Annotated in this window: 25 protein-coding genes and 3 tRNA genes; 15 read left to right on the top strand and 13 right to left on the bottom strand. The window is 74.0% G+C overall.

Annotated elements, in window-relative coordinates; all coding sequences use genetic code 11:
• Positions 1-31 precede the first annotated feature (31 nt).
• Positions 32-523: a YajQ family cyclic di-GMP-binding protein gene (locus ACH9EU_RS14690; protein ID WP_188536264.1), complete on the bottom strand. Its 492-nt coding sequence runs from the start codon at positions 521-523 to the stop codon at positions 32-34.
• Positions 524-661: 138 nt separating this feature from the next.
• On the opposite strand from ACH9EU_RS14690, the gene ACH9EU_RS14685 reads away from it, so the two are divergent.
• The 4 genes from ACH9EU_RS14685 (at position 662) to ACH9EU_RS14670 (ending at position 2,673) form a co-directional block, all read left to right on the top strand.
• The gene (locus ACH9EU_RS14685; RefSeq protein WP_396414655.1) at positions 662-970 is read left to right on the top strand and encodes a hypothetical protein; all 309 of its coding nucleotides are present in this window, start codon (positions 662-664) and stop codon (positions 968-970) included.
• A gap of 106 nt (positions 971-1,076) precedes the next feature.
• A tRNA-Tyr gene (locus ACH9EU_RS14680) sits at positions 1,077-1,158 on the top strand.
• Positions 1,159-1,497: 339 nt separating this feature from the next.
• Positions 1,498-2,193, top strand: coding sequence for a class F sortase (locus tag ACH9EU_RS14675; RefSeq protein WP_396414654.1), 696 nt, complete (start codon positions 1,498-1,500; stop codon positions 2,191-2,193).
• Between the two features lie 102 nt (positions 2,194-2,295).
• Positions 2,296-2,673 carry a thioredoxin domain-containing protein gene (locus ACH9EU_RS14670; RefSeq protein ID WP_396414653.1) on the top strand — a complete coding sequence of 126 codons (378 nt, stop codon included), beginning with the start codon at positions 2,296-2,298 and terminating at the stop codon, positions 2,671-2,673.
• 94 nt (positions 2,674-2,767) lie between these two features.
• Here ACH9EU_RS14670 and ACH9EU_RS14665 read toward each other — a convergent pair whose 3' ends face one another.
• A complete protein-coding gene (locus ACH9EU_RS14665) occupies positions 2,768-3,487 on the bottom strand; it encodes a VIT1/CCC1 transporter family protein (protein WP_396414652.1) in 720 nt (239 codons plus the stop codon).
• Between the two features lie 52 nt (positions 3,488-3,539).
• Complete coding sequence (locus ACH9EU_RS14660) at positions 3,540-4,532, bottom strand: DNA-3-methyladenine glycosylase family protein (RefSeq protein WP_396414651.1); 993 nt, start codon at positions 4,530-4,532, stop codon at positions 3,540-3,542.
• 120 nt (positions 4,533-4,652) lie between these two features.
• Between ACH9EU_RS14660 and ACH9EU_RS14655 the strand changes: the two genes are divergently transcribed.
• The 8 genes from ACH9EU_RS14655 (at position 4,653) to ACH9EU_RS14620 (ending at position 11,278) form a co-directional block, all read left to right on the top strand.
• Positions 4,653-6,035 (top strand): DUF2079 domain-containing protein, encoded by a 1,383-nt coding sequence (locus ACH9EU_RS14655; protein ID WP_396414650.1) that lies wholly within the window; start codon positions 4,653-4,655, stop codon positions 6,033-6,035.
• Positions 6,036-6,273: 238 nt separating this feature from the next.
• Positions 6,274-8,145 carry a DEAD/DEAH box helicase gene (locus ACH9EU_RS14650; RefSeq protein WP_396414649.1) on the top strand — a complete coding sequence of 624 codons (1,872 nt, stop codon included), beginning with the start codon at positions 6,274-6,276 and terminating at the stop codon, positions 8,143-8,145.
• Between the two features lie 293 nt (positions 8,146-8,438).
• Positions 8,439-8,510, top strand: a tRNA-Thr gene (locus ACH9EU_RS14645).
• A 60-nt stretch (positions 8,511-8,570) separates the two neighbouring features.
• Positions 8,571-8,644, top strand: a tRNA-Met gene (locus ACH9EU_RS14640).
• A gap of 111 nt (positions 8,645-8,755) precedes the next feature.
• Positions 8,756-9,205 (top strand): FAS1-like dehydratase domain-containing protein, encoded by a 450-nt coding sequence (locus ACH9EU_RS14635; RefSeq protein ID WP_396414648.1) that lies wholly within the window; start codon positions 8,756-8,758, stop codon positions 9,203-9,205.
• Between the two features lie 2 nt (positions 9,206-9,207).
• Positions 9,208-9,687, top strand: a complete 480-nt coding sequence (locus tag ACH9EU_RS14630; protein ID WP_396414694.1) for a MaoC family dehydratase — start codon at positions 9,208-9,210, stop codon at positions 9,685-9,687.
• 70 nt (positions 9,688-9,757) lie between these two features.
• Positions 9,758-10,873, top strand: a complete 1,116-nt coding sequence (locus ACH9EU_RS14625; protein WP_396414647.1) for a UDP-N-acetylmuramate dehydrogenase — start codon at positions 9,758-9,760, stop codon at positions 10,871-10,873.
• Between the two features lie 9 nt (positions 10,874-10,882).
• A complete protein-coding gene (locus tag ACH9EU_RS14620; RefSeq protein ID WP_396414646.1) occupies positions 10,883-11,278 on the top strand; it encodes a PGPGW domain-containing protein in 396 nt (131 codons plus the stop codon).
• A 21-nt stretch (positions 11,279-11,299) separates the two neighbouring features.
• On the opposite strand, the gene ACH9EU_RS14615 is transcribed toward ACH9EU_RS14620, so the two are convergent.
• The 9 genes from ACH9EU_RS14615 to ACH9EU_RS14575 form a co-directional block, all read right to left on the bottom strand.
• Positions 11,300-11,668: a GntR family transcriptional regulator gene (locus tag ACH9EU_RS14615; RefSeq protein WP_396414645.1), complete on the bottom strand. Its 369-nt coding sequence runs from the start codon at positions 11,666-11,668 to the stop codon at positions 11,300-11,302.
• A 4-nt stretch (positions 11,669-11,672) separates the two neighbouring features.
• Positions 11,673-12,815 carry an aspartate-semialdehyde dehydrogenase gene (gene asd, locus ACH9EU_RS14610; RefSeq protein WP_396414644.1) on the bottom strand — a complete coding sequence of 381 codons (1,143 nt, stop codon included), beginning with the start codon at positions 12,813-12,815 and terminating at the stop codon, positions 11,673-11,675.
• A 9-nt stretch (positions 12,816-12,824) separates the two neighbouring features.
• Positions 12,825-13,211 (bottom strand): N-acetyltransferase, encoded by a 387-nt coding sequence (locus ACH9EU_RS14605; RefSeq protein ID WP_396414643.1) that lies wholly within the window; start codon positions 13,209-13,211, stop codon positions 12,825-12,827.
• A gap of 125 nt (positions 13,212-13,336) precedes the next feature.
• Positions 13,337-13,888 carry a dihydrofolate reductase gene (locus ACH9EU_RS14600; RefSeq protein WP_396414642.1) on the bottom strand — a complete coding sequence of 184 codons (552 nt, stop codon included), beginning with the start codon at positions 13,886-13,888 and terminating at the stop codon, positions 13,337-13,339.
• Entirely contained in the window at positions 13,885-14,721 is an 837-nt protein-coding gene (locus ACH9EU_RS14595; RefSeq protein WP_396414641.1) for a thymidylate synthase, read from the bottom strand. The genes ACH9EU_RS14600 and ACH9EU_RS14595 overlap by 4 nt, the downstream gene beginning before the upstream one ends.
• Positions 14,722-14,840: 119 nt before the next feature.
• Complete coding sequence (locus tag ACH9EU_RS14590) at positions 14,841-15,824, bottom strand: NUDIX hydrolase (RefSeq protein ID WP_396414640.1); 984 nt, start codon at positions 15,822-15,824, stop codon at positions 14,841-14,843.
• 85 nt (positions 15,825-15,909) lie between these two features.
• Positions 15,910-18,171: an RNA degradosome polyphosphate kinase gene (locus tag ACH9EU_RS14585; protein WP_396414639.1), complete on the bottom strand. Its 2,262-nt coding sequence runs from the start codon at positions 18,169-18,171 to the stop codon at positions 15,910-15,912.
• A gap of 31 nt (positions 18,172-18,202) precedes the next feature.
• Positions 18,203-19,138, bottom strand: coding sequence for a mycothiol synthase (gene mshD, locus ACH9EU_RS14580; protein ID WP_396414638.1), 936 nt, complete (start codon positions 19,136-19,138; stop codon positions 18,203-18,205).
• A gap of 43 nt (positions 19,139-19,181) precedes the next feature.
• Positions 19,182-19,865 carry a winged helix-turn-helix domain-containing protein gene (locus ACH9EU_RS14575; protein WP_396414637.1) on the bottom strand — a complete coding sequence of 228 codons (684 nt, stop codon included), beginning with the start codon at positions 19,863-19,865 and terminating at the stop codon, positions 19,182-19,184.
• A 160-nt stretch (positions 19,866-20,025) separates the two neighbouring features.
• Between ACH9EU_RS14575 and ACH9EU_RS14570 the strand changes: the two genes are divergently transcribed.
• The 3 genes from ACH9EU_RS14570 (at position 20,026) to ygfZ (ending at position 22,448) form a co-directional block, all read left to right on the top strand.
• Entirely contained in the window at positions 20,026-20,631 is a 606-nt protein-coding gene (locus ACH9EU_RS14570) for a hypothetical protein (protein WP_396414636.1), read from the top strand.
• A gap of 116 nt (positions 20,632-20,747) precedes the next feature.
• Positions 20,748-21,347 (top strand): FABP family protein, encoded by a 600-nt coding sequence (locus ACH9EU_RS14565; RefSeq protein WP_396414635.1) that lies wholly within the window; start codon positions 20,748-20,750, stop codon positions 21,345-21,347.
• A gap of 3 nt (positions 21,348-21,350) precedes the next feature.
• On the top strand, positions 21,351-22,448 hold the full coding sequence (gene ygfZ, locus ACH9EU_RS14560) for a CAF17-like 4Fe-4S cluster assembly/insertion protein YgfZ (protein ID WP_396414634.1): 1,098 nt from the start codon (positions 21,351-21,353) through the stop codon (positions 22,446-22,448).
• A 20-nt stretch (positions 22,449-22,468) separates the two neighbouring features.
• Here ygfZ and ACH9EU_RS14555 read toward each other — a convergent pair whose 3' ends face one another.
• Positions 22,469-23,500 (bottom strand): 6-phosphofructokinase, encoded by a 1,032-nt coding sequence (locus tag ACH9EU_RS14555; protein ID WP_396414151.1) that lies wholly within the window; start codon positions 23,498-23,500, stop codon positions 22,469-22,471.
• Positions 23,501-23,534: the final 34 nt, after the last annotated feature.

The raw sequence follows: 23,534 nt of genomic DNA, 5'->3' as shown, positions 1-23,534 counted from the left end.
CCCGGAACCGTCCCCGTGCCGGCGGTACGTGTCAGCGGTAGTTGATGAACTGCAGGTCCACCTCGAGGTCCGAGCCCTTGAGCAGGGCGATGACGTCCTGCAGGTCGTCACGGGACTTCGAGGAGACCCGGAGCTCGTCGCCCTGGATGGTGGCCTTCACGCCCTTGGGCCCCTCGTCGCGGATGAGCTTGGTGATCTTCTTGGCCTGGTCCTGCGCGATCCCCTCCTTGACGGAGGCCTCGATCCGGTACTCCTTGCCGGAGGCGAAGGGCTCCCCGGCGTCGAGGGACTTCAGGGAGATGCCCCGTTTGACGAGCTTGGACTGGAACACGTCGAGAACGGCGTTCACCCTCTCCTCCGAGTTCGCCTTCATGAGGATCTTCTCGCCGGAGAAGTCGATCTCCGCGCCCACGCCCTTGAAGTCGTAGCGCTGGGCGATCTCCTTCTGCGCCTGGTTGAGGGCGTTGGAGACCTCCTGCTTGTCGACCTTGCTGACGACGTCGAACGAGGAATCGCTGGCCATGCTGCCTCCTGTGGTGGGACCGGTGGGCGGGCCGCGCACGACCCGCCGGACTGGGGCACAGTCTAGTGGGACGGCTCCGTCATCGTTTCGTGATCTGAGGTCAAGCGTCCGTTCAGGTCGGGCTCCCAGGATGGTGGCATGAGCAAATCCCAGGGCCACGACGACGTGGCGCCCGGACCGGGGCTCGCCCGCCGCGGAACGGCGGTGGCGGCCACCGCCCTGGCGGCCGTCCTGCTGATGGGCGTCGGGCTGATCCCCGCGTCGGCGACCGAACCCCCGCCCCACGCGGAGACCGGTGTCTCCGCGCCCGAGGAGCTCGACCCCGACGTCGCCGCGCGCCTGGTCGGCGTCGCCGAGGAGCTCGCGGAGGCCGTCACCCACGGGGAGATGACCGAGGAGCAGGCGAAGAACTTCCTGCTGCAGGTCCGCCTGCGGATCGAGCGGTGAGGCCCCCGGGAGAATTTCGCATCGAGCGGGATCTTCTGTACTGTTGAAGTGCTCCCGCTCGCGGGGGCGGCACCTTCCGGCCCGGACGGACCGGTGGTGAGACCCCGGCAGATTACCCGAGCGGCCAAAGGGGGCTGACTGTAAATCAGCTGGCACAGCCTACGGGGGTTCGAATCCCTCATCTGCCACAGCTCGCAACGAAGAAGTCCCGGTCCTGCGACCGGGACTTCTTCGTTGTCCGGTTCGTTGTCCGGACCCGGCGGAGCGGCCGGCCTCGCCGGCTCCCCTTGCGCCGCACCCGGGGGAGCGGCCGGTGCGGCGCCGGCCGTTGACGATTGTCAACAGCCGCGGCGTCCTTGTACCGTCTGGCGACAGCAGCGTTGCGTCACCTCGGCCCCGCCCGGGCCTCCGACCCGACCGGGAAGCGGCCGTCGGCGCCACGGCGACCTCCTCGTCGACACCACAGCACGTCGTCGCGAGGCCCACCCGGCGCCGACCGCCCCACCGATCCCGCAGGAGTCCCGCCCATGGACGCCCCACCCCCGTCGCCCCGGAGGGCCGCGCCCCGGCGGCGTGCGCCCCTGGCGCTGGCGGTGGCGGGGACCGCGGCCGTGCTGTCCGGGATCCTGCTCTCCGGTGACCCCGGGCCGGCGACCTCCTCCGCACCGGTCTCCTCCCCTCCGGGCTCCGCGGCTCCGTCGACGGCCACGGGAACGGCCGGCCCGGTCGCGTCCGGCGCCGCGGACGCGGAGGGGACGGCCGGCGGACGGCCGCCGGCGGCACCACCGGTGCGCATGGTCGTCGAGGACGCGGCGGTGGACGTCGCGGTCCTGCCGCTCACTCCCAGCGCCGAGGAGAACGCCGCGCAGCTGCTCGTGCCCCCCGAGACCCTCGACGGCTACTGGCTCACCCCCTACGGCATGCCCGGGGAGGGCTCGCAGAACACCACCTACATCACCGGTCACAGCTGGGAGGACCGCGAGGCGCCCTTCAACCGGCTGAGCGACCCGGGACTGGTGGGCAGCGAGATCGAGCTGCGCACCGGGACGGGGACGGTGGAGTACGTGGTGGACTCCGTGGTCACCCACGACAAGGACACCCTCAAGGACAGCGAGATCTGGCACGTGGTGCCGGACCGGCTGGTCGTCGTCAGCTGCTACGCCCAGGACCTGTGGGGCAAGAACGTGGTGCTCACGGCGTCGCCCGTGCCACCGGCCTCCTGACGGACCGTGCGGGGACCCTCCCGTCCTCCTGCCGGCGGGCGGTCTTGAGCCACGAGTGAAATCCTGTGCGGCGGGGTGGCCCGGACCTCTAGGCTGGACGGCATGGCTACCGTTGACATCACCCAGGACACCCTGGGCCAGACCATCGCCGAGAACGACATCGTCCTGCTGGACTGGTGGGCCGAGTGGTGCGGTCCGTGCAAGCAGTTCGCCCCGACCTACGAGGCCGCCTCGGAGAAGCACGACGACATCGTCTTCGGGAAGGTCGACACGGAGGACCAGCAGATGCTCGCCCAGTCGGCGCAGATCTCCTCGATCCCCACGCTCATGGCCTTCCGCGAGGGCATCCTCGTGTTCTCGCAGCCGGGCGCCCTGCCCGCCTCCGCCCTGGACGAGGTGATCAGCGCGGTCAAGGGCCTCGACATGGAGGAGGTCCGCGCCGAGGTCGCCAAGCACTCCCAGGACGCGCCGAACGCCTGACCGAACGACGACGACGCCGGGCCCCGCCACACGGCGGGGCCCGGCGTCGTCGTGCCGCGTCCTCGTGCGGCATCGCCCTCCGGTGGGGTCCGGCTCAGACCACGCCGCTGACGCCCAGCAGCGAGCCGAGCGCGAACGTGGCCGCCAGGGCCAGCGCGCCGCCCACCACCATGCGCAGGACGGCGCGTCCGTGGTGCGGCGTGTCGCCCAGCCGGGCGCCCAGCCAGCCGGTCAGCGCGAGGGCCGCGAGCACCGCCACGAAGGTCACGGGGATCCGCCAGGCCTCCGGCGGGAGCAGGATCGCGAGCAGGGGCAGCGCCGCCCCCACCACGAAGGACAGCGCGGACGCGACCGCGGCGTTCCAGGGGCTGACGATGTCCTCCTGGTCGATGCTCAGCTCCGCGTCGAGGTGCGCGGCCAGGGCGTCGTGCTCGGTGAGCTCCACCGCCACCCGGCGGGCCGTCTCGGGGGACAGGCCCTTGGCGGCGTAGATCTCCGCCAGCTCCGCGAGCTCGGCCTCGGGCATCTGCTCGAGCTCGTGCTTCTCCTTGGCGATCAGGGCGTGGTGGGAGTCGGACTGGCTCGACACCGAGACGTACTCGCCCTGGGCCATGGACAGGGCCCCGCCGAGCAGGGCCGCGGCGCCCGCGATCAGGATCGCGCCGGTGTCCGAGGTCGCCCCGGCGACGCCGACGACCACGGCGGCCACCGAGACGATGCCGTCGTTGGCGCCGAGGACCCCGGCGCGCAGCTTGTTCATCCGCTCGGTGTAGCCCGTCCCGTGCGGCTCGTGCATGACGTGTTCTGAGGTCATGGCACCATTGAACGCCCGCGCGGGCCCTGCCGCCAGGAAGGACAGCGTGTCCTCACCGGGCCCGGTGGTCCTCCGGGCGCAGGCGCGGGGCGAAGGAGGGCTTGCGGAACCCGGAGGCGCGCAGCAGCCGCACCACCCGCTGGCGGTCGCCCCGCCACGGCTCGAGCAGCTGGAGCATCCGCCGGTCGTCGCCGGGCCGCCGGTCGAAGAACCAGCACACCGTGTCCGCGAGGTGGAAGTCGAGGACGCTCACGGAGTCCGGGTCCCCGTGCGTGCACTGGACGATCTCCGCGACCGTCCAGGGGCCGAGCCCGGGGACCGAGCGCAGGGCGCGGTGCAGCCCGGCGTCCAGCGGGCCCCGGCCGAGACGCTCGAGCGCCCCGGCCCGTTCGGCCACCCGGCGGACCGTGGCCGCCCGGCCGCCGTCGACCCCCGCCCGGTGCCACTCCCACGCCGGGACCCGGCGCCACGCCTCCGGGGTCGGCGGCACCCGCATCCCGGCCGGCGCGGGCCCGGGGGCGGGCTCGCCGTGGCGGCGCACCAGGCGGCGGTGGGCGGCCACGGCCTCGCGCACGGTGACGCGCTGCTCGAGCACCGAGACCACCGCGCGGTCGAGCACACGACCGGTCGAGGGCAGCCGCAGGCCCGGGTGGTGGTGCCGGGCCGCGGCCAGCCGGTGCGGCAGCGCGCGAAAGGCCTCCGAGGCCTCGAACCGCTCCCAGGAGTCCTCGGCGCCGGCCCAGCGCGGGGCCTCGGCCAGGAACTCCGCGGCGCCCGGCCCCCACGCGCGCACGAGCACGGGACGGTGCAGGGGGGTGCCCGGGCCGGTGCGGGAGAACCGGGCGGACACCGGCCCCGTGGCCGTCCGCGCGGTGAGCCACACGACGTCCGGGGCGAGCACCCGCAGCACCGGGTCGCCGCCGCCCCGGCCGAGGACGCCGAGGGTCTCGCCCAGGTGCAGCGCGCCCGCGGGGTCCCACACCAGCTCGGCGTCCGCGGGCCCCGCCGGGCGCGGGCGGGTGGGCGGGGAGGTGGTCGTGGACATGAGACCATGATGGCAGTCCTGTCCGACGGCTCCGCCCCGCCACGAGGCCCGATGCCCTCCACCGCACTCCGCCGCACCGCCCCGTCCGGCCGCGCGCGCCCGCGCCCCGGTCGGGAGCGAATGCTGCCCGTGGCGGTGGGGCTGCTGGTGCTGGTCCTCTACACGTGGTGGTCGCTGCTGCAGTGGCACCGGTGGGAGGTGCCGTCCTGGGACCTGGGGATCTTCACCCAGCTCGCGAAGTCCTACGCCGCCGGGTACGGGCCGGTCGTGCACATCAAGGGCCACGGCGCGAACCTCCTGGGCGACCACTTCCACCCGATCCTCGTCCTCCTCGCGCCGGTGTACGCCGTGTTCCCCTCCGCCCTGACGCTGCTCGTGGTCCAGGACGTGCTCGTGGCCGTCTCCGCGTGGGCGGTCACCCGGTTCGCGGTCCGCTCGCTCGGCGCCGGGCCCGGCGCGGCGCTGGGGCTCGCCTACGGCCTGAGCTTCGGGCTGCAGGCGGCCGTGTCCGTGCAGTTCCACGAGGTCGCCTTCGCGCTGCCCCTGCTGGCCCTCGCCCTCGGCTACCTGGTCGAGGGCCGGTGGACCGCGTCAGCGCTGTGGGCCGCGCCCGTCGTGTTCGTCAAGGAGGACCTCGGCGTCACGGTCGCGGTCCTCGGCCTGGTCCTCGCGTGGCGGGCGCACCGCGAGGCGGGCGGGAGCCGCCGTCCGGTGGCCGTGGGGCTCGGGCTGGCCGCGTGGGGCGCGACCTGGTCGGCGCTCGCGGTCACGGTGGTCCTGCCGGCCCTCAGCGCCGACGGCCGGTTCGCCTACGCGGACCGCCTCGACGTCGGGGCCGCGCTCGCGGACCCCGTGGCGGCGCTGGTGGGCCTCGTGGTCCCGGGGCAGAAGGCGCTGACCTGGCTGACGCTGCTGCTGACGGGGGCGGTGGTGGTGCTCCGGTCCCCGCTGGCGCTCGTCGCCCTGCCCACGCTCCTGTGGCGGATGCTCTCCCCGAACCACGGCTACTGGGGGACGGGCTGGCACTACAGCGCCGTGCTCATGCCCATCGTCCTCCTCGCCCTGCTCGACGCCGTGCTCCGGCTGCGCCAGGGGTCCCGGCCGGGCGTGCGCGCCGCGGCGCGCGCCGCCCCGGTCCTGGCCCTCGGGGTCGCGCTGCTGCTCCTGCCGGCCCGCCCCCTGGCCGGCCTCGCGGACCCGGACGCCTACCGTCCCGACCCCCGGGCCGCGGCCAAGGCCGCGACGGTCGAGGCCGTGCCCGCCGGTGCGAGCGTGGCCACGGACCTGTCGCTGATGAACCGGCTGGTGCCGGTGGCGCAGGTGCACTGGGTGGGGACGCGGGGGGACCCCGCGCCCGAGTACGTGGTCGTGGACCGGCTCGGCGCCGCGTGGGGCGGGAACCCGCCCCAGGACGTCGCGGCGTGGGCCCGGCAGGCCTACGGCGCCGACTACACCGTGGTGCGTGACGAGGCGCACCTCGTCGTGGCACGTCGCGGGGGCTGAACGCGCCGGCGCGTGCGGTAGACTGGCAGGACCGAATCCGGTCACTCCCTCACTCTCTCGTGCAACGCGGTGCCGTCAGCGCACCGTCTCCGGCCGCGGCCCGTCCGCGCCGTGTCCGACGCTCCCGCCCCGCGCGGAGCGCCAAGTGGTTGGCAGGGACGTCCGGACACCACGACCGTGGCCGACGCCCCAGGACCTGCTCCGGGCCCGCCACCCGCACAGAACGAGGCACTTCTCCATGACCGTCGACACCCCCGGCGCGCCCGGCTCCACCGAGGAGCACACCACCACCTTCGCCGAGCTCGGCATCGACCCCCGGGTGCTCGCCACCCTGGACGAGGTCGGCTACGAGAACCCCACGCCCATCCAGGCCGCGACGATCCCGGTCCTGCTCGAGGGCCGCGACGTCGTGGGCCTGGCCCAGACGGGCACCGGCAAGACCGCGGCCTTCGCGGTGCCGGCGCTGTCCCGGCTGGCCGAGCTGGCCGACGTCAACGGCGTCTCCCGCAGCACCCAGGTGCTCGTGCTCGCCCCCACCCGTGAGCTCGCGCTGCAGGTCGCCGAGGCCTTCTCCACCTACGCCGGCCACCTCGAGGACTTCACCGTCCTGCCCGTCTACGGCGGCTCGCCCTACGGCCCCCAGCTGGCCGGGCTGCGCCGCGGCGCCCAGGTCGTCGTCGGCACTCCGGGGCGCGTGATCGACCACCTCAAGAAGGGGTCCCTGGACCTCTCCGGCCTGCAGTACGTGGTCCTCGACGAGGCCGACGAGATGCTGCGGATGGGCTTCGCCGAGGACGTCGAGGAGATCCTGTCCCAGACGCCCACCGAGAAGCAGGTCGCCCTCTTCTCCGCGACCATGCCCCCGGCGATCCGCAAGATCGCCAAGCAGTACCTGCGCGACCCGCAGGAGATCGCCGTCAAGGGGAAGACGACCACGGGCACCAACACCCGGCAGCGGTACCTCCAGGTCATGGGCTCCCACAAGATGGAGGCCATGACGCGGATCCTGGAGGTCGGCGACTACGACGGCGTCATCGTCTTCGTGCGCACCAAGGCCGCCACCGAGGAGGTCGCCGACCGGCTCAAGGCCCGCGGCTACGCGGCCGCCGCGATCAACGGCGACATCCCGCAGAACATGCGCGAGCGCACCGTGGAGGCCCTGCGCGAGGGCAAGGTGGACATCCTCGTGGCCACGGACGTCGCGGCCCGGGGCCTCGACGTCGAGCGGATCTCGCTCGTGGTCAACTACGACATCCCGCACGACACCGAGTCCTACGTGCACCGCATCGGCCGCACGGGCCGCGCCGGGCGCTCCGGCGAGGCCATCCTCTTCATGACCCCGCGGGAGAAGTACCTGCTGCGGGCCATCGAGAAGGCCACCCGCCAGCCCGTGGAGCTCATGCGGATGCCCTCCACGGAGGACGTGAACCAGACCCGCAAGGACAAGTTCGCGCAGCAGATCACGGACACCATGGAGTCCGAGGACCTGTCCCAGTTCCGTGAGCTCGTGGAGCAGTACCAGGCCGAGCACGACGTCGACGCCGTGGAGATCGCCGCCGCGATCGCCGTCATGGCCCAGGACGGGCGGCCCTTCTTCGTGGAGGAGCTGCCGGAGCCCCAGGCGCGCGCCCGGGACCGCGAGCGCGGCCGCCCCGAGCGGGACGGCGAGGGCCGCCCGCGCCGGGAGCCGCGCACGGAGAAGGGCATGACCACCTACCGGCTGGCCGTGGGCCACCGCCACCGGGTCTCGCCCGGCTCCGTCGTGGGCGCGCTCACCAACGAGGGCGGGCTCACCGGCCAGCAGATCGGCGCGATCGACATCCGCTCGACCCACACCCTCGTGGGCCTGCCCGAGAACCTGCCCGCCGCCACGCTCGACCGGCTCGCCGGGACCCGCATCAACGGCGAGCTCATCCAGCTGGAGGCCGACAGCGGCCCGGGTGCCGGCGGGCGGGCCCGTCCGCGGAGCACCTCCTCCTACCAGGACCGTCCGCGCCGCGCCGGCGGCACCCGGGGCGGGGAGGGCTACCAGGGCAAGAAGTCCGGGTACCCGCGCGGCGACCGGGACGGCGACAAGCCGTTCCGCAAGCCGCGCCAGAAGAAGTACTGAGTCCGGGACCCGGTCCGCGGGCCGGGGGAGGGGGCGAGCCGCACGGCTCGTCCCCTGCTGTCTCCTGCTCCTGTGTCCTGCTCGCACGGGCGGCGCGCGCGGGAGCGCCGGCCACCCCGGGGGCCGCCCGCGTGCCTCACCTCCACACCGCGCCGGAGGGGGGGGGCTGACACCCCGGAATCCCGGGCCGATCAGGGCGGACGCACCTGTCCGCGGCAGCCCTCCGGTGGCCGTTCCGGAGCCTCCGGACGATTTTGGTTCTGCCGAAACCTGCTGGTAGAGTCTTCGTCGTTGCCCCGATAGCTCAGTGGTAGAGCGCCATCTTGGTAAGATGGAGGTCCCGGGATCGATTCCCGGTCGGGGCTCTCATGATGAGATCCCGCGGTCCGGCCCACCGGCCGGTGTCCGAGGTGTCGCATCAGCCCGGCGGTGTAGCTCAGCTGGTTAGAGCGCACGACTCATAATCGTGAGGTCGACGGATCGAGCCCGTCCACCGCTACGGCGTGAAGCCCGTGACCCTTGCCGGTCACGGGCTTCTGTCGTTCCGGGGCCGCCGTAGACTGGGCGGGTTCCCGCCGCCCCCGAGCGGCCCGTCCAGCCAGGAGCTGCCATGCCCGTGAACCCCGATCTGGTCGGCCGGACCTACCCGCCGGCCGAGCCCTACAGCGTCGGCCGCGAGGCGATCCGCGAGTTCGCCCGTGCCGTGCAGGCCGGTCACCCGGCCCACCACGACGTCGAGGCGGCACGCGCCCTCGGCCACGAGGACCTCGTGGCCCCGCCGACCTTCGCGATCGTCGTGGCCCAGCGCGCCGACGCCGCGCTGATCGCCGACCCCGAGGCCGGGATCGACTTCTCCCGCGTGGTCCACGCCGACCAGCGCTTCACCCACCACCGCCCGATCGTGGCCGGGGACGAGCTCGTCGCCGAGCTGCACGTCGACCAGGTGCGGGCCATGGGCTCGGGAGCCATGGTGACCTCCCGCGCCGAGATCAGCACCGTGGACGGGGAACAGGTCGCCACGACCGTCTCGTCCCTGCTGGTGAGAGGAGAGGAGCAGTGAGCGTGACCATCGCCTTCGACGGCCTCGAGAAGGGCCAGGAGATCGGGGAGCGCCGGGTCGAGCTCTCCCGCGCGGACCTCGTCCGCTACGCCGGGGCCTCCGGCGACCTCAACCCCATCCACTGGAACGAGCAGTTCGCCCGTTCCGTGGACCTGCCCGACGTCATCGCCCACGGGATGCTCACGATGGGCGCCGCGGTGCAGCTCGTGACCGACTGGGTGGGCGACCCCGCCGCCGTGGTCGACTACCAGTCCCGCTTCACCAAGCCGGTCGTCGTGCCCAACCGCTTCGGCACCGAGGTCGAGCCCTCCACCGCCCTCACGGTCTCCGGGCGGATCGGCGCGCTCGACGACGCCGCGCGCACCGCCCGAGTGGACCTCACCGTCACCGCGCCCGACCTGTCGGCCCCGGACGCGGACCCGGCGACCGCCGCGCCGCTGAAGGTGCTGGTCAAGGCCCAGGCCGTGGTGCACCTCGCGTGAGGAGCCGGCGGTGCGCGCGGTGTCGTCGAGCGGAGCCGGCGGCCGGGGACCGGCCGATAAACTGGTCGTCATGACGTCCCCTCGCCTGGCCGACCTCACCACCGCCGCGGTGGGCGGGCCCGCCCGCCACTACGTGCGCGCGGAGACCGAGCGGGCGGTGGTCGACGCCGTCGCCGGCGCCGACGCCGCCGGCCGGCCCGTGCTGCTCGTCGGGGGCGGCTCGAACCTCATCGCGGCCGACGCCGGGTTCGGCGGGACCGTCGTGCACGTGGCCACGCGGGGTGTGCGGACCCTGGCCGAGGACGCGGACGGCGTGCTTCTCGAGGTCCAGGCGGGCCACCCGTGGGACGAGCTCGTGGCCCGGGTCGTGGCGGACGGACTGGCCGGCATCGAGGCGCTCTCCGGCATTCCCGGCACCACGGGCGCCACCCCCGTGCAGAACGTGGGCGCCTACGGTCAGGAGGTCGCCCAGACCATCGAGCTGGTCCGCGCGTGGGACCGGCGCGAGGGGCGCGTGCGCACCTTCTCCCCGGAGGAGCTGGAGTTCTCCTACCGGGACTCCGCGCTCAAGCGCGGCACGGTCGACGGCTCGCCGCGGCACGTGGTGCTGGCCGTGCGGTTCCGGCTCTGCCGGGGCGCCGACAGCGCCCCCGTGCGCTACGGCGAGCTGGCCCGCCGGCTCGGCGTCGAGGTGGGCGGGCGCGCCCCGCTGGGCCGCGTGCGGGACACGGTGCTCGCCCTGCGCGCGGGCAAGGGCATGGTGCTGGACCCCGCCGACCGGGACACCTACAGCACGGGGTCCTTCTTCACGAACCCGATCCTGCCCGCGGACGGGCTCGGGGGCCGCGTGCCCGCCGAGGCCCCCCGCTTCCCGGTGGTCGACGTCGCGGGACGCCCGCTCGCGGACCGGGTCAAGCTCTCCGCCGCGTGGCTGATCGACCACGCGGGCTTCGCGAAGGGGTTCGGGCTGCCCGGGACCCGCAACGAGCTCCTGGGCCTGGACGGCGCCGCCGTGGCCGGGGGCCGGGCGGCGCTGTCCACGAAGCACACGCTGGCCCTGACGAACCGCGGGGGCGCCTCCGCGGAGGACCTCATGGCCCTGGCCCGCACCGTGCGCGACGGGGTCGCCGCCGTCTACGGCGTGGAACTCGTGGCCGAGCCGGTCATCGTGGGCACCTCGGTCTGAGGGGCGGACGTGAGCGGGATCGAGGAGGAGATCGCCCAGGGGGAGAGCTCGCAGGGCCGGGTGCGGCGGGCCCTGCGCCGGTTGCGCGTCTGGTCGAGGGGCCACCCGGTGCTGTTCGCTGCCTACAAGACCGTCGTGACGGTGCTCGGCGGGGTGTTCGTCCTGGCGGGCCTGGTCATGCTGGTCACGCCCGGACCGGGCTGGCTCGCGATCTTCCTGGGGCTGGGCATCTGGGGCACCGAGTTCCACTGGGCGCACCGGCTCAACCACTGGGTCAAGCAGCAGATCGTGCGCGCGTGGCGCTGGTGGCTGGCCCGCACCGCGGAGGGGCGCCACCGGCGGGCCCTCCAGGGACCCGTGGACCTGCTGCCCGGGCCCCGGCACCTGCGCACCCCGCACGGCTGACGCCCCGGTGCCGCCCCGCCCTCAGCGGCGCAGCTGCGCGGCGACGAGCTCGAGGGCCTGCTCGGCCGTGAGGCCGAGGTCCGCGACCTCCCGGGCGTAGCGCCGGGCGGCCTGCACGGCGAGCTCCCCGGACCGGTCCGGGGCCCGCACGAAGCTGCCCTGCCGTCCACGGGTCTCGATCACGCCGGCCGCCTCGAGCTCCCGGTAGGCCTTCGCCACGGTGTTGGCCGCGAGCCCGAGGGCCTCCGCGAGCCGTCGGACCGGGGGCAGGCGTGTTCCTGCGGGCAGGGACCCGTCCGCGCGGCCGCCCAGCACGCGCTGCTTGAGCTGCTCGTACGGCGGCCGCGGGTCGCCGGGGTCGACGGTCAGCCCTGCCGGGACCTCGTCCACGGCGCTACAGGGTGCCGGTCGCGATGCGCAGCATGCGGCGCAGGGGCTCGGCCGCGCCCCACAGCAGCTGGTCGCCGATCGTGAAGGCACTGATGTAGCCCGGCCCCATGGACAGCTTGCGGATCCGTCCGACGGGGATGCCGAGGGTCCCCGAGGTCGCCACGGGGGTCAGCTCCCGCATGGTGTCCTCCTTGGTGTTCGGCACCACGGTGGCCCACTCGTTGTCGGCGTCCACGATCCGCTCGATCTCCTCCACGGGGAGGTCCTCCCGCAGCTTGATGGTCAGCGCCTGGGAGTGGGAGCGCATGGTGGCGATGCGCACGCACAGTCCGTCCATGGGCACCCAGTCCTGGGCGTAGCGGTCCGTGCGGCCGAGGATCTTGTTCGTCTCCGCGGCCGACTTCCACTCCTCGCGGGACTGGCCGTTGCCGAGATCCGCGTCGATCCAGGGGATGAGGGATCCGGACAGGGGCGCGCCGAACATCGAGGTGTCGAGGTCGTCGCCGCGCTGGGCGTCGAGGACCTTCCGGTCGATGTCGAGGATCGCCGAGGCGGGGTCGGTGAGCTCGTCGGCGACGGCGCCGTGCAGGGCGCCGAACTGGGCGAGCACCTCGCGCATGTGCCGTGCCCCGCCACCGGAGGCGGCCTGGTAGCTCATCGACGTCGCCCACTCGACGAGGTCGTTGCGGAACAGCCCGCCCAGGCCCATGAGCAGGCACGAGACGGTGCAGTTGCCGCCCACGAAGTCCTTCACGCCGGACTCCAGGCCCCGGTCGATGACGTCGCGGTTCACGGGGTCCAGGACGATGATCGCGTCCTCGTTCATGCGCAGGGTCGAGGCCGCGTCGATCCACAGCCCGTCCCAGCCGGCCGCGCGCAGCCTGCCGTGCACGTCCTTGGTGTAGTCCCCGCCCTGGGCGGTGACGATCACGGGCAGCTTGCAGAGCGCCTCGACGTCGTGGGCGTCCTGCAGGGTGCCGGCGTCCCCGGCGAAGGCCGGCGCGGGACGGCCGGCGCTGGAGGTGGAGAAGAACACGGGGTCGATGCCCTCGAAGTCCCCCTCCTCCTGCATGCGCTGCATGAGCACGGAGCCCACCATGCCCCGCCAGCCGACGAACCCTACCTGATCTCCCGAGCGAAAAGTCATGCCCCCAGTCTACGGGGCACGGTGGAAGGCCCTGCGCCGCCGCTTCCCGGGCACGGCCGGTGGGAGCTCGCAGCCGGGGGCGAGGACGTCCTGGTACTGCGGGAAGCGGTGCAGGTACCCCTGGACGTAGGGGCACGTGGGCCGCACGAGGACCTCTTCCTCCCGGAACCGGCGCAGCAGCAGGGTCACGAGGGTACGGGCGTAGCCCTGTCGCCCGAACTGCTCGTCCATGATGGTGTGCAGCAGCTCGACCGTGGCGTCGCCGTGCCGGCGGAAGCCCTCGAAGCCGACGAACTGCTGTCCCTTCCACAGCTCGAAGCGGTCCAGGTCCGTGTTCTCGACCACGCGCAGCTGCGGGTCCTCGCGGATCTGCGGCTCGGGGTGCTCTGCGGTCACGGTCGTCCTCCTGGCTCGTCCTCCCCGGCCGTGCGGCGGGCAGTGGTGGGCATCACGCTACCGGAGGGCCCCGGCGGACGGAACCGGCGGGTCCGCGGCGGGGTTCGGCCGCTGGCCGGCCCGGGTCAGCGGCGGACCCGGCGGTCGATGCGGTAGCGCAGACCCGTGCGGGACACCGACGGCTCCACGACCCGTTCCGTGGCCCAGGAGCCCTCGAGCCGCGGGGCGTGGGTGTCCCCGTCGACGTCGAGGTCGATGACCGTCACGAGAACCTCCGTGACGGGGTGCTCCGGGGCGGCGAGGGCCTGCTCGTAGACCGTGCCTCCCCCGATCACCCAGATGCGCTCGGCGCCGGGGCTCGACCGGGCCAGCTCCACGGCCTCCGCGTAGGACGACGCGGTGCGCACGGTCCCGGGGGCGGCGTCGCGCAGCACCCGCTCCGGGGTGGACGTGATGACGATGTTGGTGCGCCCGGGCAGCGGCCGGAAGCGCGGGGGGAAGGACTCCCACGTCCGCCGCCCCATGACGACGGGGTGCCCCGTGGTCGTCCGGCGGAAGAACGCGAGGTCCTCGGGCAGGGACCAGGGCATCGTGCCGCCACGGCCGATGACGCCGTCCTGGGTCTGCGCCCAGATCGCCCCGACGACGGGGCCGCGGGCCGCCTCCCGGGCGCTCACACCGCCACCGGTGCCTTGATCGCGGGGTGGTGCCGGTAGTCGAGGACCTCGAAGTCCTCGTACTCGTAGTCGAAGACCGACGCCGGCCGTCGCGCGAGCCTCAGCCGCGGGTACGGGTACGGCTCCCGCGAGAGCTGCTCCCGGACCTGGGCCACGTGGTTGTCGTAGACGTGGCAGTCACCCCCCGTCCACACGAACTCCCCGGGCTCGAGGTCCGTCTGCTGCGCCACCATGACGGTGAGCAGGGCGTAGGAGGCGATGTTGAAGGGCACGCCCAGGAACATGTCGGCGGAGCGCTGGTAGAGCTGGCACGACAGCCGGCCCGGGCCGTCCTCCCGCGGCTCGACGTAGAACTGGAACAGGGCGTGGCACGGCGGCAGCGCCATCTCCGCCACCTCGGCGGGGTTCCAGGCCGTGACCACGTGCCGGCGGGAGTCCGGGTCGGTGCGGATCCGCTCCACGACGTCCGCGATCTGGTCGATCGCCCCGCCGCCGGGGACGGGCCAGGCCCGCCACTGCACGCCGTAGACGGGTCCGAGGTCCCCGTTCTCGTCCGCCCACTCGTCCCAGATGGTCACCCCGCGCTCCTGCAGCCACCGGACGTTGGAGTCCCCGCGCAGGAACCACAGCAGCTCCAGCGCCAGCGACCGGAAGTGCACCCGCTTGGTGGTCAGCAGGGGGAAGGAGGCGCCGAGGTCGAAGCGGATCTGACGGCCGAACAGGCTCCGGGTCCCGGTGCCCGTGCGGTCGGCCTTGTGCACGCCCTCCTCGAGGACCTCGCGCAGGAGGTCCTCGTAGGGAGTCGGCACCGGGGTGGGGTCGGGGGCGGTCATGCGGAGCTCCTCGGGGCGGTCGGGGCAGGTCGGTCAGGGCGGGGCGGTCGTGGTGGGGTGGTGGTGGACCGGCGGTGGTCGGCGGGAGGCCGTGCGCGCGGGGCGGGCCGCGGGCGGCGTCAGTCGTCGAAGGGCTTCACGAGCTCCACGGACACCACCCGGCCGCGGTGGCGACGGGAGACCTGCAGCACGATCATCTCGCCGGGGGACAGGTACGGATCCTTCGCCGGGAGGAGAGCGGTGAGCTCGTGGGAGGCGTGCCGGGCGATGACCTTGATGACGGTGGGCAGCACCGGGCGGTGCGTGCACAGGGCCACGGGGACGTCCTTGTCGAACATCGTCTGCGCCACGGCGGCGGCCTTCTTCGGGTGGCGCTTGTGGGAGGCCTCGGTGAGCTGCGGTCGCTCACGCACGCCGACCCCGGCCTTCCGGGCGTACGGGACCACGGTGGACAGGCAGCGCAGCCACGGCGAGGTGAGCACCCGTTCCGGCGACCACGCCCGGAGCAGCCGCGTCACGGCCAGCGCCTGGCGCTTGCCGGTCGCGGCGAGCGGGCGGTCCCCCTCGGCGCGGGACCAGGAGGAGCGGGGCTTGGCCTTAGCGTGCCGGACGACGATGGCCGGACGCGTGGCGAGGTCGTCCCGCTCGTGCAGGGCCACGAGGGCCGCGAGGGGCTCCAGGTCGGAGGGATTGCTGAGCAGCGCCCGGGCCTCGTCCGTGGACACCCAGCGGTACTCGTCGACCTCCCGCCCGTCCGGCTGGGGCCGGGCGTTCGGGCCGAACTCCGCGGCCCAGTAGCGGACGTCCTTGGTCCCGTCCTTGACCTCGTAGCGGATCGTGGGCAGCGGGACGCCCAGCCGCGGGGTCAGCCCGGTCTCCTCCCGCACCTCCCGGTGCGCCGTCTCGGGCAGCGTCTCGCCGTCGTCCTGCTTGCCCTTCGGGAAGGACCAGTCGTCGTAGCGCGGGCGGTGGATGAGCAGCACCTCCAGGGCACCGTTGCCGCGGCGCCAGCACAGGCACCCGGCCGCGACGACGTCGGCGGGCCGGTGGGCGCCGGTCCGCTCACCGGTCGTCGGGAGGCTCTTCTCGGCGGTGCTGGGCATGGTCCCTTCCTCGTCCCCTGTCCGTGGTGCTCGGGAGGGCGCGGCGCCTTCTCCGGGGCCTGCGCCGTGCACGATGCTACCGGCCTCAGACGGTGGGTCGCCCCAGGGCCCGGCTGCGCAGCAGGTGGTCCTGGAGGTCCACGAGCGGCAGGCCCTCGGCGTCCCGGTGGTGACGGGTCCACGTGCCGTCGGCGTCCAGGTGCCAGCTGCTCGTGCCGTCCGAGGTGTAGCGGCCGAGCAGCCGCACGAGCGACTGCGCCTGGCGGGGGTCCGTGATCCGCACGAGGGTCTCGACGCGGCGGTCCAGGTTGCGGTGCATCATGTCGGCCGAGCCGATGTAGACCACCGGGTCGCCCGCGTTGCAGAACGCGAAGACCCGGGAGTGCTCCAGGAACCGGCCCAGCACCGAGCGCACCCGGATGTTCTCGCTCAGTCCCGGCACCCCGGGGCGCAGCGCGCAGATCCCGCGCACCACGACGTCGACGGGCACGCCGGCCTGGGACGCCCGGTAGAGGGCGTCGATGACGGCCTCGTCGACGATCGAGTTGCACTTGACCTGGACGCGCGCCGGCCGGCCCGCCCGGTGGTGGCGGATCTCCGCCTCGACGAGGTCGACCAGCCCGGAGCGCACCGAGCGCGGGGCCACGAGCAGGCGCCGGAACGTGGTCTTCGGGGCGTAGCCGGAGAGCTGGTTGAACAGCCGGGAGACGTCCTCGCCCACCTCCGGGGCGCACGTGAGCAGCCCCAGGTCCTCGTAGTACCGCGCGGTCGAGGGGTGGTAGTTGCCCGTGCCGATGTGGACGTAGCGGCGCAGCCCGTGGTCCTCCTGGCGGACGACGAGGGAGAGCTTGCAGTGGGTCTTCAGGCCCACGATCCCGTAGACCACGTGCACACCGGCCTGCTCGAGCTTGCGGGCCCAGGAGATGTTCGCCTGCTCGTCGAAGCGCGCCTTGATCTCCACGAGCGCGAGCACCTGCTTGCCGGCCTCGGCGGCGTCGATCAGGGCGTCCACGATGGGGGAGTCGCCCGAGGTGCGGTAGAGCGTCTGCTTGATGGCCTGGACGCGGGGGTCCGCGGCCGCCTGCTCGAGGAAGGCCTGCACGCTCGTGGCGAACGAGTCGTAGGGGTGGTGCAGGAGGACGTCGCGGGCGCGGGTCGCGGCGAAGACGTCCGCCGCCTTGGCGGTCTCCGCGGCGTTGAGGTACCGGGAGGTGTGGGCCACGTGCCGGGCGTAGTGGAGCTCGGGGCGGTCGATGCCGGCGATGACGCCCAGGCCCCGGAGGTCCAGCGGCGCGGGCAGCCGGTAGATCTCCGACTCGTCGATGCCCAGCTCGGAGACGAGCAGGTCGAGGACCTCCCCGCTGATGCTGTCCGTGACCTCGAGCCGGACGGCCGGGCCGAAACGGCGGCGCAGGAGCTCCTTCTCGAGGGCCTGGAGGAGGTTCTCCGCGTCGTCCTCCTCGACCTCCAGGTCCTCGTTGCGCGTCACGCGGAACACCTGGTGCTCCTCGACGTCCATGCCGGGGAACAGGTCGTCCAGGTGCTGGGCGATGACGTCCTCGAGCGGGATGAACCGTGCCTCCCGGCTCGGCCCGGGCCGCACCCGCGGGCCGTCCACCGACACGAGCCGGGGCAGCTGGTCGGGAACCTTGACGCGGGCGAACAGGCGCTTGCCCGACTGCGGGTTGCGCACCATCACCGCGAGGTTGAGGCTCAGCCCGGAGATGTAGGGGAACGGGTGGGCCGGGTCCACGGCCAGCGGCGTCAGGATCGGGAACACCTGGTCGTGGAAGTCCCGGGTCAGCCGTGCCCGCGCCTCGTCCTCGACGTCGTCCCACCCCACGAGGTGGATGTTCTCCCGGGTCAGCTCCGGGCGCACCAGGTCGTGGAAGGCCCGGGCGTGGCGCTCCTGCAGCTCGTGGGCGCCCACGGCGATGGCCGCCATCTGCTCCGCGGGAGAGCTCCCCGAGGCGGCCGGTCGGGCGATGCCCGTGGCGATGCGCCGCTTGAGCCCCGCGACGCGGACCATGAAGAACTCGTCCAGGTTCGAGGCCACGATGGACAGGAAGTGGACCCGTTCGAGCAGGAAGAGGTCCGGGTCCTCCGCGAGCTCCAGCACACGGGTGTTGAACGCGATCCAGCTCTCCTCCCGGTCCAGGAAGCGCTCGGGGCCGTGGTCGCCCTCGAGGACCTGGCGCGCCGCCGGGACCGGGTCGTCGATCCGGTCCCGGTCCCCGTGGCCCCGGGCGGCGTCCTCCGGCGCGGCGAGCTCCACCGGCCCGGTCGCCGGGCCGGGCTCGTCGGCCGCCGGGTCGGCCGGCGGGGTGTCCTGCTGGTGCGTGGTCATCGCGGTCCTGTCGGTAGCGGTCCGGGGAGGGTCAGGCGGGGAGGGTGCCGGCGTACATGACGTCGAGGTGCCACGGCCGGAAGCCGAGACGCTCGTAGAGCCTCAGGGCGGCCGTGTTGTCCCCGTCCACATAGAGCATGACCTCGGGCAGGCCCAGCCGCGCGAGGTGGTTCACGCCGGCCGCGGTCAGGGCGCGGCCGAGCCCGGTGCCCTGCTGCTCGGGGGCCACGCCCACCGCGTAGACCTCCCCGATCGGCTCGCGCTCGCCGTCCCCGGCGTGGACCTTGGTCCAGTGGAAGCCGGCCACGGTGCGCGGGTCCTCCGCCCGGACGGCCAGCAGGAAGCCCGTGGGGTCGAACCAGGGCTCGGCCTCCCGCTCCCGGAGGTCCTCGAGGGTCATCCGGCCCTGCTCGGGGTGGTCGGCGAACGCGGCCGCGTTGACCCGCAGCCACTCCTGCTCGTCGCGGCCCGGCTCGAACGCGCGCAGCACGAAGCCGGCGGGGACCGCGGCCGGCAGCGGCAGGTCCGTGGCGTCGCGCAGGGGGCGCAGCAGCCGGTGCAGCTCGCGGACGGGGGCCAGCCCGTGCCGGGCGGCCAGCACGGCCGCGCCCGGGTGGCCGCCGTGCGCCCACGCCCGGACCGCGCCGGTGGTCTCCCCGGCCACGGTGGCGGCCAGGGCCGAGCCGATGCCGCGGCGGCGGTGACCGGGGTCCACGACGAGCTCCACGAGGTGCGCGTCGTCGTCGCCGGACCCGCGCACCCGCACTGCCGCCCCCGCGAGCGCGCCCCCGGCCGCGCGGACGAGCACGGTGCGGACCCGCCCGTCGGGGCGCCGCAGGTCCACGAGCGTCTGGTCGGAGAACGGCGGGTCGCCGTCCTCGACCTCCGCGCGGGCGGCGAGGGCGATGATCTCCTCGACCGGCGGGGTGCCGGGGCGTTCCAGGTCGTGCGGCGCGGACGGGGACATGGGACCTCCTGCGGGACGGGCGGGGGCCGGTGCGGTGGGCCTCTCAGCTCTCCCGCGCCCGGCTCGTGGCGAAGCTGTAGCCCACGTTACGCACCGTGGTGATCAGATGCTCGTGGTCGGCGCCGAGCTTGGCGCGCAGCCGCCGGACGTGGACGTCCACGGTGCGGGTGCCCCCGTAGTAGTCGTAGCCCCAGACCTCGCTCAGCAGCTGCGCGCGGGTGAAGACCCGCCCGGCGTTCTGGGCCAGGAACTTCAGCAGCTCGAACTCCTTGTACGTCAGGTTCAGCGGCTGCCCGTTGACGTGGGCCGAGTACGCCGCGTCGTCGATGACCACGGAGCCCGCGCGGATCCGCGTGTCGTCCTCGGGCGCCTCCTCGGTGCGGGAGGAGGCCAGGCGCAGCCGGGCCTCCACCTCCGCCGGCCCGGCGGTGTCGAGCACGACGTCGTCGACCATCCAGCTGGCCGAGACCGCGGCCATCCCGCCCTCCGTGAGCACCATGAGCAGCGGGGCCGCGAGGCCCTTCGTCGTGAGCAGCTGCGCGAGGTTGCGCGCGGTGATGAGCTCGCTGCGCCCGTCCAGGAGCACGATGTCCGGGTCCCGCCCCTCGAGGCTGCCCGACGCGGTGCGGGTCGGGGCGACCGCCACCTTGTGGTTGAGCAGGTCCAGGGCCGGCAGCACCGACGCCGAGGGTCCGCCCGCGTCGGTCAGCATCAGGATCTGGAACACGCGTGCTTCTCCGCTCTCGGGTACGGGCTGAGTTGTCAGTATAGGTCGGGGCCCGGAGGCGCCCGCGCGGTCCCGGCGCGGCCGGCGGGGGAGCCGCTATCGTTGCTCGTGTCCGCCCGAGCCCGGTCCCGACCGCCGAGAGTCCAGGAACCCGAACGCCATGAGATACGCCATGATCGCCGCGTGCGCCGTGCTCAGCCTCGTGGCCGCGCTGGCCGCCGTCGTGGCCGGGGGGCCCGTGCCGCTGCTCCTGGCGGTCGTGATGTCCGTGGTGATCGGCTTCGGATGGCCCGCCGCCACCGGCATCGAGGCGCGGCACCGGCACAACGTCGTCATGAGCGCCGCCGGCGTGGTCGCGGCCCTGCTCGTCCACCTCCTGCCCGGCCAGCGGCTCGTGTGGGTGCCGGCGGTCGTGGGGGTCGCCCTCATGGTCGTGTTCGCCGCGGAGCTCGTCCGGGGGGAGGGCGCGGAGCAGCGGCTCGAGTCGACGATCGCCTCCACGGCCGGGGTGCTCGCGGCCGTCAGCTCCTCGGGGTGGATCGCGCTGGCCGGCGACTACCAGGCCGTGGGCCCCGAGCCCGGGGTGCTCGTGGTGGTCGGTGCCGTGGTGGCCGCCGTCGTCGCCCTCGTGGGCGCCCGGGTCATCGCCGCGGCCCCGAAGCGCTCGCAGCTGCGCGGGGTCGTGGCCCTCGGCGTGACGCCGGTGGCGTTCCTCGGCGTGGGCGCCCTCTTCACGGCCCGCCTCGTGAGCACCGTGGTAGTTTAGGACCATGCTTGCACTCGAGATCTTCTACCTCGTCCTGCTCGGAATCTCCGGCCTGTTCATCGCCGGGATCTCCCTCAAGGTGATCTTCGGCCTCTTCAAGGGCCAGCACTAGTTCCGTGCCCATCGAGATCCCCTCCGATCTGACCCCCGAGCTCGTTCCCTTCGCCTGGTTGCTGGGCACGTGGGAGGGTGACGGATTCATGGGCTACGGAGAGGTCGAGCAGCGGCCCTTCCGGCAGCGCGTGAGCTTCGAGCAGAACGGCCTGCCGTTCCTGGAGTACCGGGCCAGCACGACGCTCCTCGACGAGGAGGGGCAGCCGATGCGCCCGGCGACCGTGGAACAGGGGTTCTGGCAGCTCGACCGCACCCTCGAGGACGGCGACGTGGGACCCGGGATGCTCCCGCCGGACCTCGTGCCCGTGCTCAAGGGCGCCGAGGACGTCGAACGGCTGCGCAACGCCGACGGCGGCTTCGACGTGCTCGTGACGCTCACCCACCCCGGTGGTGTCGCCGAGCTGTACGTCGGGCAGATCAAGGGACCCCGGATCGACCTCTCCACCGACGCCGTGGTCCGCGCCCGCGGCGCCAAGGAGTACAGCTCCTCGACCCGCATGTACGGCCTCGTCCACGGCGACCTCTTCTGGGCCTGGGACATGGCCGCCCTCGGGGGGCCCCTGGCGACGCACGCCTCCGCCCAGCTCCGGAAGATCGGCTGACCCGTGACCGACCAGCGCTCCCCCCTGCTCGCACGGCCCGGGGCGGTCGAGGCCGGCGGCCTCGACCGCGGCGTGGCCGCCCACTACGGGGACCCCGTGCGGGAGCAGCGTGCTCTCGTTCGCACCCCGGGCACCGTCGTGGACCTCTCCCACAAGGGCGTCGTGACCGTCACCGGCCCGGACCGCCTGAGCTGGCTCACCACGCTGTCCTCCCAGGTGCTCACCGGCCTCGAGCCCGGCGCGAGCACCGAGACCCTCTTCCTGTCCGTGCAGGGGCGGATCGAGACCGCCCCCCACGTCGTCGACGACGGCGTCACGACCTGGCTCGTCACCGAGGCCGGCGAGACCGCGCCCCTGGTCACGTGGCTGGAGTCCATGCGCTTCGCCCTGCGCGTGGAGGTCGCCGACCGCACCGCCGAGTGGGCCGTGCTCGGCGCGGCGGGCCCCGTGCCCGGTCTCGAGGCCCCCGTCGTCTGGCGGGACCCGTGGCCGGAGATCGGCCCGGGCGGGTGGAGCTACGCCGCCCTCGAGGGCCCGCACCCGGGGGAGGAGCGGACGTGGTGTGAGCACCTGGTGCCCCGCGACCGCCTGGACGCCGTGACCCGTGACCTGCCGCTCGCCGGCGTGTGGGCGGCGGAGGCCCTGCGGATCGCCGCGTGGCGTCCGCGCTGGGGCGCGGAGACGGACGAACGGACGATCCCGCACGAGCTCGACCTCCTGCGCACCGCCGTGCACCTGGCGAAGGGGTGCTACAAGGGGCAGGAGACGGTGGCGCGCGTGCACAACCTCGGCCACCCGCCCCGCCGGCTGGCGCTGCTCGACCTCGACGGCTCGGAGCACACGCTGCCGTCCCCGGGCGCGGACGTCGTGGCGGGGGAGCGGACCGTCGGGCGGGTGACCTCCGTGCAGCTGCACCACGAGCAGGGACCGATCGCGCTGGCCGTGCTCAAGCGCACCGTCGACCCCGCGGTCGACCTCGTCGTCACGGAGGACGGGCAGCGCTGGGCCGCCGCGCAGCAGGTCGTCGTCGCTCCGGACGCCGGGCAGGTCGTCGGGCGGCGCTCGGGCTTCCTGCGCGGGCCCCGGGGGGCGCACGGCTAGCGCACGCCCCCGGGGCCCGGTCAGCGGCCGAAGAGGACCTTGGCCTCGTCCCAGCGGTGCTGGGGGACGGTCTTGAGTCCGGCGAGGGCGTCCTCGAAGGGGACGCGGACCATGTCGGTGCCGCGGATGGCGACCATCTTCCCCCACTGCTTGGCGTGGACGAGGTCGACCACGGCCAGGCCGTAGCGGGTGGCCAGGACCCGGTCGAAGCCGGTGGGGGCCCCGCCGCGCTGGATGTGGCCCAGGATGGTGTTGCGGGTCTCGATGCCGGTGCGCGCCTCGATCTGCTCGGTGACGTGCTCCCCGACCCCGCCCAGGCGGGGCCGGCCGGAGGCCTCGGTGCCCCTGCCGGCCACGACGTCGTCGGCGCCCTCGGGGATGAAGCCCTCGGCCACGACGACCAGCGGGGAGCGGCCGCGGTCGTGGACCTCGCTCACCCAGGCGCAGACCTGGTCCATGGAGACCTGCTGCTCGGGGATCAGCACGGCGTGGGCCCCGGCCGACATCCCGGAGTGCAGGGCGATCCAGCCGACGTGGCGGCCCATGACCTCCGCGACCATGGCCCGGTGGTGGGACTCCCCGGTGGTGCGCAGCCGGTCCATGGCGTCGGTGGCGATGGACACGGCGGTGTCGAAGCCGAAGGTGTAGTCGGTGGCCTGCAGGTCGTTGTCGATGGTCTTGGGGACCCCGACCACGGGCAGCCCGGCCTCGGCCAGGCGCTTGGCCCCGGCCAGGGTGCCCTCCCCGCCGACGGCGACGATCGCGTCGATGTGGTGGCGCTCGAGCATGACCGCGATCTTCTCGGGGCCGCCGCCGGGGCCCTCGTAGGGGTTGGTGCGGGAGGTGCCCAGGATGGTCCCGCCCTCCCGGGCCAGGCCGCGGACCCGGGTGCGGGGCAGGTCCATGATGTCGCCGTCCACGACCCCGCGCCAGCCGTCGCGGAAGCCCACGAACTCGTGGCCGTAGGTCTTGATCCCGTGCAGCACCGCCCCGCGGATCACGGCGTTGAGGCCGGGGCAGTCCCCGCCGCTGGTCAGCAGTCCGATCTTCATCCGTGCAGTCTCCTGGGGTCTCGAGGCGTGAGGG

Source organism: Kocuria rhizosphaerae, assembly GCF_044462265.1.
Lineage (GTDB): Bacteria > Actinomycetota > Actinomycetes > Actinomycetales > Micrococcaceae > Kocuria > Kocuria rhizosphaerae.
Note: the sequence above shows the minus strand (reverse complement) of the source record. Positions and strands in the feature narration are given on the sequence as shown.

Coding starts and splice junctions, on each gene's coding strand:
- ACH9EU_RS14660 (WP_396414651.1), bottom strand. CDS start 4,532: ATGTCCACGACCACCTCCCCGCCCACCCGCCCGCGCCCGGCGGGGCCC.
- ACH9EU_RS14650 (WP_396414649.1), top strand. CDS start 6,274: ATGACCGTCGACACCCCCGGCGCGCCCGGCTCCACCGAGGAGCACACC.
- ACH9EU_RS14595 (WP_396414641.1), bottom strand. CDS start 14,721: ATGACCGCCCCCGACCCCACCCCGGTGCCGACTCCCTACGAGGACCTC.
- ACH9EU_RS14665 (WP_396414652.1), bottom strand. CDS start 3,487: ATGACCTCAGAACACGTCATGCACGAGCCGCACGGGACGGGCTACACC.
- ACH9EU_RS14685 (WP_396414655.1), top strand. CDS start 662: ATGAGCAAATCCCAGGGCCACGACGACGTGGCGCCCGGACCGGGGCTC.
- asd (WP_396414644.1), bottom strand. CDS start 12,815: ATGACTTTTCGCTCGGGAGATCAGGTAGGGTTCGTCGGCTGGCGGGGC.
- ACH9EU_RS14675 (WP_396414654.1), top strand. CDS start 1,498: ATGGACGCCCCACCCCCGTCGCCCCGGAGGGCCGCGCCCCGGCGGCGT.
- ACH9EU_RS14625 (WP_396414647.1), top strand. CDS start 9,758: ATGACGTCCCCTCGCCTGGCCGACCTCACCACCGCCGCGGTGGGCGGG.
- ACH9EU_RS14555 (WP_396414151.1), bottom strand. CDS start 23,500: ATGAAGATCGGACTGCTGACCAGCGGCGGGGACTGCCCCGGCCTCAAC.
- ACH9EU_RS14570 (WP_396414636.1), top strand. CDS start 20,026: ATGAGATACGCCATGATCGCCGCGTGCGCCGTGCTCAGCCTCGTGGCC.
- ACH9EU_RS14635 (WP_396414648.1), top strand. CDS start 8,756: ATGCCCGTGAACCCCGATCTGGTCGGCCGGACCTACCCGCCGGCCGAG.
- ACH9EU_RS14590 (WP_396414640.1), bottom strand. CDS start 15,824: ATGCCCAGCACCGCCGAGAAGAGCCTCCCGACGACCGGTGAGCGGACC.
- ACH9EU_RS14585 (WP_396414639.1), bottom strand. CDS start 18,171: ATGACCACGCACCAGCAGGACACCCCGCCGGCCGACCCGGCGGCCGAC.
- ACH9EU_RS14670 (WP_396414653.1), top strand. CDS start 2,296: ATGGCTACCGTTGACATCACCCAGGACACCCTGGGCCAGACCATCGCC.
- mshD (WP_396414638.1), bottom strand. CDS start 19,138: ATGTCCCCGTCCGCGCCGCACGACCTGGAACGCCCCGGCACCCCGCCG.
- ACH9EU_RS14690 (WP_188536264.1), bottom strand. CDS start 523: ATGGCCAGCGATTCCTCGTTCGACGTCGTCAGCAAGGTCGACAAGCAG.
- ACH9EU_RS14655 (WP_396414650.1), top strand. CDS start 4,653: ATGCTGCCCGTGGCGGTGGGGCTGCTGGTGCTGGTCCTCTACACGTGG.